The sequence below is a fragment of the Bullifex porci genome (assembly GCF_009695635.1).
In the GTDB taxonomy this organism is placed as follows: domain Bacteria; phylum Spirochaetota; class Spirochaetia; order Sphaerochaetales; family Sphaerochaetaceae; genus Bullifex; species Bullifex porci.
The window spans coordinates 20079-33653 of sequence record NZ_VUNN01000024.1; the positions used below are offsets into that span (position 1 = coordinate 20079).

At 36.9% G+C, this 13575-nt stretch carries 12 protein-coding genes and 1 tRNA gene; 8 read left to right on the forward strand and 5 right to left on the reverse strand.

Annotated features, from left to right (window positions below; all coding sequences use genetic code 11):
• Positions 1–23: 23 nt before the first annotated feature.
• Together lnt and FYJ80_RS09895 are read left to right on the forward strand one after the other, a co-directional pair.
• Positions 24–1637, forward strand: coding sequence for an apolipoprotein N-acyltransferase (lnt, locus tag FYJ80_RS09890; RefSeq protein WP_328596779.1), 1614 nt, complete (start codon positions 24–26; stop codon positions 1635–1637).
• 69 nt (positions 1638–1706) lie between these two features.
• A tRNA-Asp gene (locus FYJ80_RS09895) sits at positions 1707–1780 on the forward strand.
• A gap of 649 nt (positions 1781–2429) precedes the next feature.
• On the opposite strand, the gene FYJ80_RS09900 is transcribed toward FYJ80_RS09895, so the two are convergent.
• The 3 genes from FYJ80_RS09900 to FYJ80_RS09910 form a co-directional block, all read right to left on the reverse strand.
• Positions 2430–2600 carry a hypothetical protein gene (locus FYJ80_RS09900; protein ID WP_154426455.1) on the reverse strand — a complete coding sequence of 57 codons (171 nt, stop codon included), beginning with the start codon at positions 2598–2600 and terminating at the stop codon, positions 2430–2432.
• Positions 2601–2996: 396 nt separating this feature from the next.
• Positions 2997–3677, reverse strand: a complete 681-nt coding sequence (locus FYJ80_RS09905) for a competence protein CoiA family protein (RefSeq protein WP_154426457.1) — start codon at positions 3675–3677, stop codon at positions 2997–2999.
• Between the two features lie 93 nt (positions 3678–3770).
• Positions 3771–4613: a helix-turn-helix domain-containing protein gene (locus FYJ80_RS09910; RefSeq protein ID WP_154426459.1), complete on the reverse strand. Its 843-nt coding sequence runs from the start codon at positions 4611–4613 to the stop codon at positions 3771–3773.
• Positions 4614–4903: 290 nt separating this feature from the next.
• Here FYJ80_RS09910 and FYJ80_RS09915 point away from each other — a divergent pair, with 290 nt between their 5' ends.
• On the forward strand, positions 4904–5230 hold the full coding sequence (locus FYJ80_RS09915; RefSeq protein ID WP_154426461.1) for a hypothetical protein: 327 nt from the start codon (positions 4904–4906) through the stop codon (positions 5228–5230).
• A 234-nt stretch (positions 5231–5464) separates the two neighbouring features.
• Here FYJ80_RS09915 and FYJ80_RS09920 read toward each other — a convergent pair whose 3' ends face one another.
• Positions 5465–6145, reverse strand: coding sequence for a DUF3800 domain-containing protein (locus FYJ80_RS09920; RefSeq protein ID WP_154426463.1), 681 nt, complete (start codon positions 6143–6145; stop codon positions 5465–5467).
• 501 nt (positions 6146–6646) lie between these two features.
• On the opposite strand from FYJ80_RS09920, the gene FYJ80_RS12290 reads away from it, so the two are divergent.
• The 5 genes from FYJ80_RS12290 (at position 6647) to FYJ80_RS09945 (ending at position 13240) form a co-directional block, all read left to right on the forward strand.
• Positions 6647–6898, forward strand: coding sequence for a DUF4160 domain-containing protein (locus FYJ80_RS12290; RefSeq protein ID WP_407921435.1), 252 nt, complete (start codon positions 6647–6649; stop codon positions 6896–6898).
• Between the two features lie 44 nt (positions 6899–6942).
• Positions 6943–7209 (forward strand): DUF2442 domain-containing protein, encoded by a 267-nt coding sequence (locus FYJ80_RS09930; protein ID WP_154426465.1) that lies wholly within the window; start codon positions 6943–6945, stop codon positions 7207–7209.
• A 295-nt stretch (positions 7210–7504) separates the two neighbouring features.
• Positions 7505–9940 (forward strand): InlB B-repeat-containing protein, encoded by a 2436-nt coding sequence (locus FYJ80_RS09935; RefSeq protein WP_154426467.1) that lies wholly within the window; start codon positions 7505–7507, stop codon positions 9938–9940.
• Between the two features lie 12 nt (positions 9941–9952).
• The gene (locus FYJ80_RS09940) at positions 9953–12100 is read left to right on the forward strand and encodes an InlB B-repeat-containing protein (RefSeq protein ID WP_154426469.1); all 2148 of its coding nucleotides are present in this window, start codon (positions 9953–9955) and stop codon (positions 12098–12100) included.
• 63 nt (positions 12101–12163) lie between these two features.
• A complete protein-coding gene (locus FYJ80_RS09945) occupies positions 12164–13240 on the forward strand; it encodes a hypothetical protein (RefSeq protein WP_154426471.1) in 1077 nt (358 codons plus the stop codon).
• 42 nt (positions 13241–13282) lie between these two features.
• Here the strand turns inward: FYJ80_RS09945 and FYJ80_RS09950 are convergent.
• Positions 13283–13575, reverse strand: a 293-nt coding sequence (locus FYJ80_RS09950) for a transposase domain-containing protein (RefSeq protein WP_206361064.1), incomplete at its 5' end; no start/stop codon positions are given.

Here is a 13575-nt window from a genome sequence, read left to right on the forward strand (position 1 = left end):
CTTTTTAAGGCATTATTAATAGTGTGAAACGTCTTTTTAAGTTTACAATTCATCTATTTGTATTATTGTTATATTCAGTTTTAGCCTCCTTTGCTTTTCCAAACTACTTTAGCGAGAGTGGCTATGCCTTTTTAGCCTTCATCTATTTAATACCTATATTTTTTATTATCAATAGATCCTCAATATTTGAGTGTATAATACTAGGACCTATTTATGGCTTTACATTCTTCGTTTGCTATAACTATTGGCTTAGTACCTTCCATCCACTTGCTATATTAATCGCACCAATATTAAAGAGTGCTCAATATTTAATTTTATTTCCTGCAATAAAGCTCGTACAAAAGATCTTTAAAAGAAGATACTATATAGGTCAAACATTAGTATATGTTTCATATCTATATTTAACTCAGCAGGGCTTCTTAGGATATCCATATGGAAATCTTACAAGTGCTGTTTATTGTTATACTACACTTATTCAAATTGTTTCTATAACTGGTATTTGGGGTCTTGCCTTTATAATGGTATTCTTGCAAACACTAATTGCAGAAATGCTCAATGAAGCTGAGCTAAAGTATTATTTAGTTGATATCATTATTTCGGTTTTATTATATGCTTTTACTCTTACCTTTGGTTTCTTTGCTAAGGATTATTATGATAAAAAGGAAGCAGATAGAAGTGTTAAAATAGCTGCTATTCAGCATGTTAATGATACCTGGAAGGCCGATTACTATGAATGCTTTAAGCGACTCGTTGCATTAACAGACGAAGCAATAGCGGCTTGTCCTGATGTTGATCTTGTTGTTTGGTCAGAAACTGCCTTTGTACCATCTGTTAGATGGAACTTGGAGGTTCTTGATAACTCCTCAAGAGCATGGCTATGTAAACAATTTGTAGAATATGGTACATCTCTTCCTGTTCCATTAATTACAGGAAATCCTGAGGGTGTAATTGATGACCCAACTAAGCCACCTATAAATGAGGATTTAACATATAACTGGAAAACCTATAATACTGTTTTATTCTTCAATAGAGGTGAGATCGCTGGTAGCTATAGAAAGCAGCATCTAGTACCATTTACTGAGCATTTCCCATATAAGGAACAGCTCCCTTGGCTATATGAGCTTTTATTAAAGAATGATTATAAATGGTGGGAGAAGGGATATGAAGCAACCGTCTTCGAATATGATGGATTAAGGTTCTCAACTCCTATTTGCTTTGAAGATACCTTTGGATATCTTTCTGCTGAGTTTGTACAAAATGGAGCAGATATCTTAATTAATCTTTCAAATGATTTCTGGTCGCAGGCTGTTAGTGCAGAGGTGCAGCATATGAATCTTTCTGTATTTAGAGCTGTTGAAAATAGAAGACCATTGCTAAGAAGTACAAATAGTGGGATTACCTGTTTAGTTTTACCTAGTGGAGAAATAGTTGGTCAGCTAGAACCTTTTGAACAAACCTATGGAATATATGATATCCCAATAGGTCAAAAGGGAGGTTTAACTTTCTACACAAAATATCCAGATTTGTTCGCTAAGCTGTTTGTTTTTGCTTCATTAATGATTTATTTTTATGGAATTGTGAATATTATAATTCATTGCTATAAAAGGAATAAATATAAAGAAGTAGAAAATATATAAAAAAAGACAAAAAATATCACAAGAACTGTTGACAGTTTTTCCATATTCGTGTAACTTAATGTCTGTCATGTGGGAGTAGCGAAGCTGGTTATCGCGCTGGCCTGTCACGCCGGAGATCGCGGGTTCGATCCCCGTCTCTCACGAACAAGACTCTAGGTATAATGCTTAGAGTCTTTTTTTTGTCCCCGTAAAACCTGATATTGAGAAAAATTGAGAAAAAAGCTGCGAGAAAATGGGAAAAATGTGTAAATTGTGGCAAAAAGCTTTAATAAGTTTAGCCTTCTTGTCAAATGTGTAGACTATCTAAGAATAATGAAGAGAGACTTGTAGATAAACAATTGCACATTTTATCGATGAAGTAAGGTTGTATTGAAGAAAATCAAATGATTGACGCAATAAGCTTTGAGAGGTTATTATACAAATAGGAAGTGGCCTGTCGATAGACGGCGTTCACTCCAAGTTATTAACAGCAAAAATCGCCGCTATAGATCTTGGCAGAACTAGTGGCGATTATTTTTATCTTTTTTACCAATAGTAATTCCAAGCGAAATTGCTGAAATTACTAAACCGATAAGCAATATTATTAAACTAAAAGTTTCATAATCTGACATATCAGTCACCTCCTTCAACATTAAGTCTATGGAGGAAAGACCTCCACGCCGTAAGAGCGACATGGAGCGAACAACCGCCTACCGTTTCGAATCAGGCCACGTATTAAGTAAAAACTATTATTCTTCTGTGGTCAATAATAATTCTATTGCACTTGTCCTTTGCAAAAAGGTGGAGTAAAGACTATTTTCTTGGAGTAGGAATGGTAACAAAATCATCAAACAATGATGAATCCTTCTCATCCTCTGTAATATCCCTCAGAGATGGCTTCCAAAGCCTACAGGCTTCTTTAGAGAGCTTAACAATGTTGTAATATGATTTATGCTCAACCTGCTCATTCTTGCAAAGTCTCATGTGTGATCCATTTGTCTTTAAACACGAAGAGCACCAGATATATCTTCCAAATGTTAGCGTCCGCACTCCCAAATGGTTAATTCAAGCGGACTCTAACAATATTTCTCTCCTTTTACCATTTATACTTTCCTTTCTTTGATTTATACCTGTTTCCATATGATTTTTTCTTTTGATATGAATAATTATTTTGATAACCATAAAATGGTGTTCTTATTTGCTTGACTAAATTTTCCTTGATAGGTTGTAATTTTGGAAATAGATATTTCCCCCAATCCTTTGATGATCGAAAGTCATACAAACAATCAACATGATTATCGCTTAACCCTACACAGTAAAAGCAACTTCTACATGTTTCTATTGTCACATTTTTTCTAGGTTGAGCTTGTGGACAATCATTTATTTTCTGATTTGGCTTAGAGATTGGATAGTTTTTTTTGTATTGTTGAAATTCTGTTCCTTAATAACAGCTATTGGCATATGAATCCAGTTCATTCTAGCTGTCTCTCTTAAGTGTAACCTCAAATCTTCTTTTGTCATGTCATCATGAACAAATTCGCTGAGATCAATCTCAATTACGGGTAGATTGGCCTCAATGATTTTATTCTTCTTATTTTCATCTACAGCATGTGTAACATATATTTCAATGAGAAGAGTGGCGTTGCCTTTCTTCAGTATTATATCTGGAATAAAGTCTGAAATTTTCTTTTCCAGTTCGACTTCTTCAATTTGCCATTTACCCCCGCGGAAGAAATAAGCAATATAATTTCCTGCTTGAGAAGACAACGATGGCAACTCGATTTCCTTTTCCTCTAGGAAAATCTGTTCTGCCATAGCATGGATATTTGTCTGCTTTATATATTCAGGATGGGTACATGGAGAATCTTGTTTGTGGGCAAAGTGAGGAACTTTTCCTCCATTACCTTTTTTTGCAATCAGACTTTCTCCACAGATTGGACATGTACAGTTACATGCTAAACCATTATGTGATTTATCAATCTGTTTGATATGAATAGGTTCTCCTTTTTCGTTTAGTGCGTATTCTTGAATCTCATTAGCTATATGTCTCTTTGCTTCCACTTAATATTCTCCTAATGTAATTCTTTGTTCCACGATAAAAACTTTCACAATTATGTATCCATCCCCTATATAAAAGTCTGGAGCTTATAGCAATTAGAACAAATTCTCATTCCAATCATCTGGAAGTCTCATAGAACCCGAACGGTAATTTGATACAAGTTTTTCAACTTCTTTAACTTTTGGCCATGTACCGACTACCGATGCTGAATTGGTTATATTTGAATTGCTTATCAACATAAGCTCTATCTTTTCTCTTTCCGCATCTGTAAGGACTTTTTCATGGATAAATGCAGGAACATAATCAAAAAGTATCAAGTACCCTTTTTCAGCTTTTGATTTATTTATATCAATGACACATGGATTTTGATTAATTGAAACACCAATCTCTTTTGGAAGAGATAAGTAATGGCCATTGTTATAATATCTTACAGGAGTAAATCCTCTTGTTGGGGGATCAGTAATTTCTGGTATTCTCCATTCCCCACCGACTTTGATAGCATTTCTTAGCTTTCCTCTTCTAATCCACTGGCGGACGGTTACTTCCTCAATCTTAGAACGTATTGCAAACTGCTCAACTGTTAGTAATTTAACAGGGTAGTTGATTAATCGAAATCTCTCGTCGATATCAAGAACAAGATTACCGTCTTCATCTTCCTGAATATCATTGATATGCCTAATATATAGGGATGCACTTTTGTTTGTCACCTCAAATGAATAGAACCATCCTTCAGGTGCATCGAATATGTTCCTCGATGAAATTTCTAGAATTACCTTATCCAAGAGCAAAAGCAAGGCATTATAGTATTGTAAAGTGTGCTGAGGATTGTTTCTCATTTCAGATACAATGTCTCCACTGGCATTATTTAAAGTCGCAATGATTGTCTGTTTCTTGTTTGGAAGGTTCTTCCAGACTTCTACTGATTCTTTGGAAAACATTCTAATTACCTTTTTTTTGTATTATAACAATACATTATTATAAAAACAATACATAAATCAATATAAATTCTGATAAAGACGATGGTATTCAAAGACGGGTAAAAGTTTATAGTGTATAATATACAATTGGGATTCAAGTGAATAGAAATCTTCAACGACATCTTTGAGAGTAAGACTAGCAACATCTATAGATTCTCCTTCTTTCTTTAATAATGGGTTGAGCTTTCCATAGATGAAAGATGCGAGTACAACTTCTTCATATTTATCATCTCTACCAATAAACGTAATGATTGCCTTATGATATTGTTAAGCAGTTTGGAAAAAAGTTTAATATTCATCCTTATACCAAACTTTACCTGGCTCCATTTGATAGAGAGATGGAAGATCAACTTTGGAACCAGTTTATAACAAGTGAACAAGATTTATTATCAAAGAAAGTGCTGCAGCTTGAAGTTGCTCTTGATATCCAATCTCAAAGATTAGTTAAAAAGATCCTTCGTCCGGTAGATGAAGCTGATGCATACTTCGATAAGGCCAATATTGATAAGGCTCAATTGATAGATAAACTAGCAGCAACACTCGATGAGTATACAAAAATAGAGCAGATGCTGAAGTGAATAGGGGGTTACATCGAACTTATTCCGATGCATCAGCAAACATCGGAAAACATCGGGAAACATCGGGATAACTTTGGGATAACTTTAGGATAACTTTGGGATAACTTTGGGATAAAGTATTACTTATCGCTATGATTGAGGATTATATATCAAAGAAGTTATCTATAAACAAAGGGGTGATTACCTTTATACAGAATAGGAATTGATGGATAGCAAATAACGTTTGAATGCAATCTAAGATAACTTTTCTTTATCTTCTAACACTTTTAGATACTTTCTATTCAAAACTCTTTCTTGTTCAAAAAACAACAACTCATTTTTTGCAAGTTCATGACTTTCCATCTTCAACTTGAGTAGTTTCAGTGAACACACAAGATCTGCAACTTGGAACAATCTGTAGTCAGAAGGATATACCCTTCTGAATTCGACGTTATCAAGAAGGGCATTGAATACAGAGGAAAGCAACTTCGTGATTTCAACCTGTCCATTATCGTAATAGACTTTTACAACATCATAGTCTATGAAGAATTCATAATTATCCTTAATGAATCTTGCAAGCAACTTAGATAGTTTAGATACAGCTTCAAGCGGATCTACTATATGTTTTTTCTCAATAGCTATTGTTTTGCAGGAAATTTCAAGATGCCTGAAAAACACCATTATCGCTTTCAGTAATTTACGTCTGTTATCAAGTGTGTCTTTTCTATACTCTTGCTCATTTCGGATGATAGGTCCTGAGTGCATGCAATGATTTGGATAACCAAGGTCTGCAAGTTTGCTTTCTAACCAGTCCACATCTTTTGTTATATCAATTGATTGGTCATGAAGAATCATTGATATGATGTAGTATGAAGAGTGTTCAGCGTAATCGCCAAAATCCCCTGATTCGTCAACGAATATGCTTAGCTCTTTCACTAGTTACTCCCTGGAAAATAAAAATAGCGGGCGTCCTGCCCGCTCTTGAGGGGGACCCGGGTCTATCGACCAGCCCCTAACTGGTTATCCAGCTATCTATAATATATGCTAAATTGAGAAAAAAATCAATTTAGATTAATTTGGATTAATTGAAAATAGTAAAGCTTCTATTGTAGAAATAGCCTAATAATGACTATGTGAATCAAAACGATACGATTTACATGTTGAGGAGAATTGAAAGAAAAACATAGATAGGGAAACAAATAGATATGGATTCCCAAATTGCATGTTTATGCAAAGGAGTCAGAACCAAAAGCACAACAGAAGGGGTTATGATTGTAGGAAAAACCGCATTTCTTGGTGTTGATAAAGCCTAGATTTCGTAGTTCAAAAAATTCATCTGCGGGAAAATGGGAAACTTTTAATGGTGCTTTGAGGAAACTTTGAGAAAAACTTTTGGAATATAATAGAGGAAATTAAAGCAAAAGGAAGAAATTAAGTATAAATAAGGAAAGCAAATATTTCTCTAATTTCCCTAATTTATCAAAAGCTCTCGGGTTCGATCCCCGTCTCTCACGAACGAATAACTCTAGGCACTGCTTAGAGTTATTTTTTTTCAATGAAGAAAATCCTCTTGAACCTTGTCATATACATGTCAGAAAGCATGGTGCTTTGGCTAAATACTGGATAGGAGAAAAAGTTATGTTTGCTGATAATATAGGTTTTTCTGCAAAAAGAGCTAAGGGAGATTGAGTCCATTATTATTTCAAATACTAATCTGATAAAGGATGCCTGGAATGGATTTTTCTCTTAATAATGCAAAAGCTGTAAGAGTATGGAGTGATGATAATAACCTTTGGTTACTTCTGGTGTATGGCAGACAGCTTTCCATTCCGATTGTTTGCTTTCCAAGGCTAAAGAATGCCACTTCAGAACAGATTCTGAATTATAATCTCAGTGGAGGTGGCCTGGGTGTTCATTGGGACGAGCTTGATGAAGATCTCTATGTCCCTAATCTCCTGCTGGGGATAACATCAATTCCCGATAGGGAACATACTGCATGAAAAGGGATTGATTCACGAATCATTTGGGCAATCATGGTAGTGCTCAGCTCTTTTTCTTACAGTCAGGTTTGCCGTGTGGTACAATTAAATCCACATATGGAGAAAAGAAGAATGGCTGGCATGTGTTCTTCAGCACAGCGCTAGATAAAAATATTGTTGCTGTGCAGTGCTTTATGCCTGATTTACCATTGCATGTCATCACTGAACACCTTTCATTCGAAAAAAAATCGTTTTGGGGGATTTGAAATATTGTAACTCGAAAAAGCCGTGAGTATTATAAATAACGGTAAAAAATATGAAGAAATCCCTCATAATGATAATGATTGCCATAGTGGCTTTGATGGTTTCCTGTGAACCAGTGCATGTTGATAATCTGCCTCATTCCATCATCTATACACTGGATGGAGGCTACTGGACGGAAGAAGCACCGATGACGAGTGCCGTATTCAACAACAGGGTAATACTCCCTGTTTGCGAGAAACGCGGTTATACGCTCACGGGATGGAAGAGTGAGCAGGTTAAAGTTGAAGGTACCACTGAGACTGAATTCTCATTCATCATGCCTGCCGAGGACGTGAATGTCACACCCATATGGAGTGCCAACATTAACCCGATCAGTTATGACCTTTCAGGAGCTGCCTGGCCTTCACTGTATGAGCCTGCAACCAAGGCACGTACAAATGATACGGTCATCATATCAAAGGACCCGGAACTGACCGGAAGTGAGTTCGTGCGCTGGCAGTCCAATGATGTTGACATCTCTCTGACAAAGGACGGATGGTCCTTCGTCATGCCTACAGAAAAAGTTTCCCTGAAAGCGGTTTTCAGTGATAAGGCCTTCATGATTTCATACATATTAGGGGAAGGTGCCGTCTGGGACGGAAGCTACTTCGTGGACTTTGCGGGATATGGACAGAATGTAGAAATTATTGCTGAACCAGTTAGAAAGGGTTACACCTTTATTGGCTGGATAAGTGAAGATGTAGAGTTAAGTCATAATAAAATTTGGTCCTTTACAATGCCAGGAAAGGATGTTGATATTGAAGCTAAATGGAGAACAAATAGTAATAGCATTACATATACAGGAACTGAAGGCTCTGATTTTAATCCAAGCCAATATCCAACTATTGCTTTTACTGGTGATGTAATTACTCTTCCTGATTTAACTAAAGAAGAAAGAAACTTTAGAGGTTGGAAAATAACAGGTGCAGAAGTTTTTCTTGCAGAAGATGGAAAAATACAATTTAAGATGAGTGGTGAGGATGTTATTGCTAAAGCTCTATGGAAGGGTAATGAATATAGTATTACTTATAACAATGTTGGTGAAAGTGTTTCTGGACAAGATAAATTACCAGTTAAAGGCTTTGCTGGTGATATCATCGATTTACCAAGGTTAACTTATGATAACCATGTATTAACTGAATGGACTAGCAATCCTCAAATAATTTTTAATTTAGGAGCAATAGAAGGAACATATACATTTGAAATGCCTAAATCAGATGTAGTATTAACAGCTAACTGGGAAGTTAAAATCAATTACGAAGGTATTGATAATGCTGCTGCAGATGGTTTCTTACCTGAAAGTATTAAAAACGGCTCAACAATTTACTTACCATCACTTTCAAAGTATGGATATAAATTTGATGGATGGTATATAGGTGATGAGCTACTTACTAAAACAGATAAAGGCTATGAATTAACACAGCGTTCTGATGCCCCACAGACTATTACAGCAAAGTGGAAAAATGTCTATAAAGTCGTTTACTACTGTTATGGACAGAGAATGACAACCGATAATGTAATTGCAGGAGAAGCATATAAAGTAAGGGAAAATCTCAAACCTGCACTGGAGAACTTCGCAGGCTGGGTTGATAATAATGATGAATATAAATTGTATACGAGTAATGAAGTGATAACAGAAGTAAATAAAAACATTACTCTAAATGCAGTTTATGCAACCCCGATTAACGGAAGAATTTTCTATGATGATTTTGATCCGAATATAAACAAAAATCAGTATCTGTTCTTCGATAAGGATCTTAAGAAAATAGATTATCATTTTACGCTTGATTATGGATATTCATGCTATAAGGATCTGGCAGATGCCGTATATTACTGGACAAGTAGCAGGGACAGGAAAAAGGACAGGTTCTACGCGTATGATACCGTAAAACATGAAGATAATCTTTACTGGGTACCGGACCACTTCGATGTAAGGGAACTAACGAGGTCATTTGATACTCGCCTGGGTGTTAATTCGACGGAAGGAAGCGTAATGGGGGCCGGAAAGTATAACACCGAGTATCTGTTTGGCATTATAGAGAAGGATAAACCGATTTTTTATAGTGATTATCTCATCGGTAACAGCACATACGCTACTACGCTTCATGACTCAGACAGGCAGTCCGTCTGGTTTTATGTCAACAGCAAGAATGAGGACATGAATTATTCAACAGACTGGTATGTCGGAAGCTATGGCGATTATAAAAAGCTTATTGATGTCCTCTATAATAAAGATTCAGATGAATATAATCGTATCCTTTCAAGAGATGTGATATCAAGTTCTGAAGCAGGAAAGGTGGGAGGAGAGGATCCATTTGTTGCAGAATATACTTATTACAAGATGTGGAATGGAGATGGTAAAACCTCTCAAGGAAAGTATGAAACCCCTCAATGGGAAAATGTATATAAAGACATTGGTGGATATGTAATACCTCTAAGGTCATTTTAAAGGAATAATGATATGAAAAAGATTACGTTAATTTTATTTAGTTTACTAATATTTTTCTTGTTCTCCTGTGATAATGAACCTCCTAAGGAGCCTGGAAATCTTTACAATATTAAATATGAAAAAAATGGAGGAGAATGGGTAACAACTCCTCCTGAAGATACTGCACAAACAGATTCTGATGTTTATCTTGATGAAAAACCTAAATTAGCTGGTTTTCATTTTGTCAAGTGGACAAGTGATGATGTTAAACTTGATTTAACAAAGTTTGGTTACCACTTTAAAATGCCAAGCCATAGTGTTTCTTTAAAGGCTGAGTATTCAGCAGACAGATATGGAATAACATATGTCCTGGGCGGCGGTGATTTCGCTGAGCAGTGGTATCCTGAGAGTGCATATAAGGATGAGGAAGTGTTCATAGTGGCTTCCCCCGAAAAGGCCGGATATGTGTTTGCCGGATGGGAGTCAAGTGATGTTGAAGTTGAAATAAAAAAGGATGATGATATTTATTCCTTTAAAATGCCTGATGAAGATATTGCGCTTAAAGCAAAATGGGAGGCTAATCTCATTGAGTTAAAGTGGTTCGAAATCGGGGATATAAGTGTTGCCCGTCAGGCTTATACGGATCAAGTGATTACTCTTCCCACAGGCCTTACCAAAGATAATTATGATTTTGTTGGATGGCGTGTAGTTCCAAATACAGTATCAGAAGATGGTACTACCTTCACTGTATGGCAGATTGATGAAAAAAATAAGTACATGACCATAGAGGCATTATGGGTGGGTAAAAAATATAACATCCAGTATAACATCGGGGAAGGTGCAGTCTGGAAAGAGCCACCTAAGACAGAAGGAAAGCTCTTCAGCGAGGTTATAATCCCTGAATTGAATAAAGAAGGTGTTGTCGTAACCGGGTGGAACAGCAGTGATCCGAATGATGACATTCAGAAACTTCCAAGTGAGGATGTCAATGCATACCGCTTATTCAGGGTGAGCGGAGATGATATAACCCTCACTCCTATTTATGAAGTAGAAATTAATTATGATCTTGTGCATAATAATGCGAAGATAATTGAGGATTATGATACTACTGCAAAACAATATTCTGTAATACGCCTTCCAAGGTGTGAGTGTGAAGGCTACCGTTTCTTAGGTTGGAAGTATAAATCAACAGAAATACCTATCGCTGAAATAGATGGAAAGTGGCATATCGCTGTTGGTAATGAAAGAGTTTCGGTCGAAGCCGTTTGGCAGAAGGTAAATACCATTAAATTCTATGATGGTGATAATCTATTAGCTACTTTTGAAGTTGAGGATGGAGATAATATTAAGATGCTATATCCTGATCCATCAAGATGGCCAAAGGGATCTAAATTCATGTCATGGTATAATATGGATGCAGGCAAGGGAAACTATATTAAGGCTTTTGAGAATTATATTCCTTCAACTAGTGTGTCGTTTAAGGCTGTATGGGGATATCCGATCGGAGGTGCCCTTATGTATGATGATCCCGAGGCAAGGGATGAGAATATTGTTTATTCATTCTTTAAATCCGATGGTACCTGGCAGAATTATGAACCGGGTATGATTCATACCATAGGATTCACCCCGGATTATTACTCTGTTGAACTGAAGAATGGTGCAACAATAACAAAGGACAGATTCTATGTGTATCGTCCTGGTTGGGAAAGGACAGATGCTACGTGGACCTACTCCGTGAATGGAACATTCCAGTTCCCGATAACAGGGGCAAACAAAACCGAAATAGGTGGAGGTAAGTACAATACTCAGCTGGTTTTGGGCCTTATAAAAGAAGGAGAAGAGGCAAAGAGGGGTATTGCGAACATCAATACTTCATCACCTTATACTCAGCCTGATCCTAAAGGGATGGGAGACAACTACACGATATGGAGCTGTCTGCAGGTACTGAATAAGACCAATAAATGCAATGACTGGTACATTCCATCACCTGAAGAGGCCAGACTGATAAAAGAATATCAAGGATCAAGTACGCCTATATGGACCAGTGCTGAGGCCCGTATTACACCTCAGAACAGTGTCTTTGTCGCCTGCTTTGATACTGATGTGAAAGAATCGTACATCGACTCATGGTCAAAAGTCAATTTGGGGCACGTAATGATTGACTATATGAGATCGTTCTGATGACGCATGAAAAATGTATACTGCCGGAATCCCGGCAGTATGTAAGGGATTAAAGGCAGTGTTATGATTAATAGAAGAAGAGTTACGTTTTCAATCATTCTCATTTCCATTTTAATGGTTCTGTTTTCATGCAGCGGTGAGCAGAATCCTCCAAAGAATAACGAGCGGACTTTCTGCTTTACGGATTCAGGTCCAAGGTACATGATCCGTTACAACTCCTCTCCGGATAAGACAGTTTCCCTTTCTGATACCGGGTACATAAAGTCCTATTCTTCGGCTGTTTCAGAAAAACCGGCAGAAGATGTGAGTGTCAGAATGGCCTCACGGGGCTTATCGGGCGCTGTGGGAGGAGAAGGCGTCAGGGTGACCCTCACTGATTCCGGTGATAAGATTGGAGCGGTTAAGCAATTCTTTGTCTATGACAGTGATGAAGAAGGTAATAAAGCTTTCCGTGAAGTTTCCATGACACTGAAGGAATCAGGTGAGCACTGTCTTATCTGGTGTAAGGACAGCCTGGAGGTGCCTGAGGGTTCTCTTAAGACACTTCAGGAGAAGTTTGACACTATTTATGCTTTGGAAACAGCGCTTTTCGGCACATGTTCAGATTATACGGTAAAGGATACGAAAAAATTCATAACCTATGCCAATGAGAAGATATACATCATTGTTGTGCCCATGACCGATGACTCCATTGGTGGCTATTTCAGTACCCTTGATATGTATACTAAATCATACATTGGTAAATACAATTTAGAAAACAATACTGATTACGAAACCAATGAGGCCCGGATGTTCTACATCAATTCCGATATGCTGGATGAGATGGAAGAGTGTGCTTCAGCCCTGACCCATGAGTTCCAGCACATGCTGAGATTCATCTGTGATGAGATAGTAAAGGGTGTGAAAACACCTGACTGGTACGATGAGATGCTTTCCCAGCTTGCGGAGGATATCTTCTCCGGCTACCTGAACCTGAAGACTGAATCAACAGCGATATCAAAGCTTGAGTTGTTCAAGATGTTCACCAATTTCGGTGTCACATACTGGAATAATGATGATCCTGTTAATAATCAGGCATCATATTCCGTAAACGTAAACGTAATTTCACCGCTTATTTATTTAAAAAGGACAGCTCTTTAAACTGTCCTTATGAATAAAAGATTTAATTGTTTAAATACCAACTTAATGGTTACAACCTCTGAGAACATAAGGCTCTGTTCTTCCTTCAAGAGGTTTAGCTTCAGCTATTTGTTTTCTAAGTTCAATAACATCATCAAGCTTACACTTTCCAGGCAACAAAGCTCTCCAAGCTTCCCTGTCACCATTTTTAATCCTATTACAATTAAGAAACAAATGAGCCAAGTAATCAGTTGGGTTAATACCAAGGTTTCTACAAGATGCAATCAAAGAGAAGAAGAATGCAGAAACATCAGCTCCTGTTTCAGTAATACAGAAAAGGAAATTATTTAAATTTA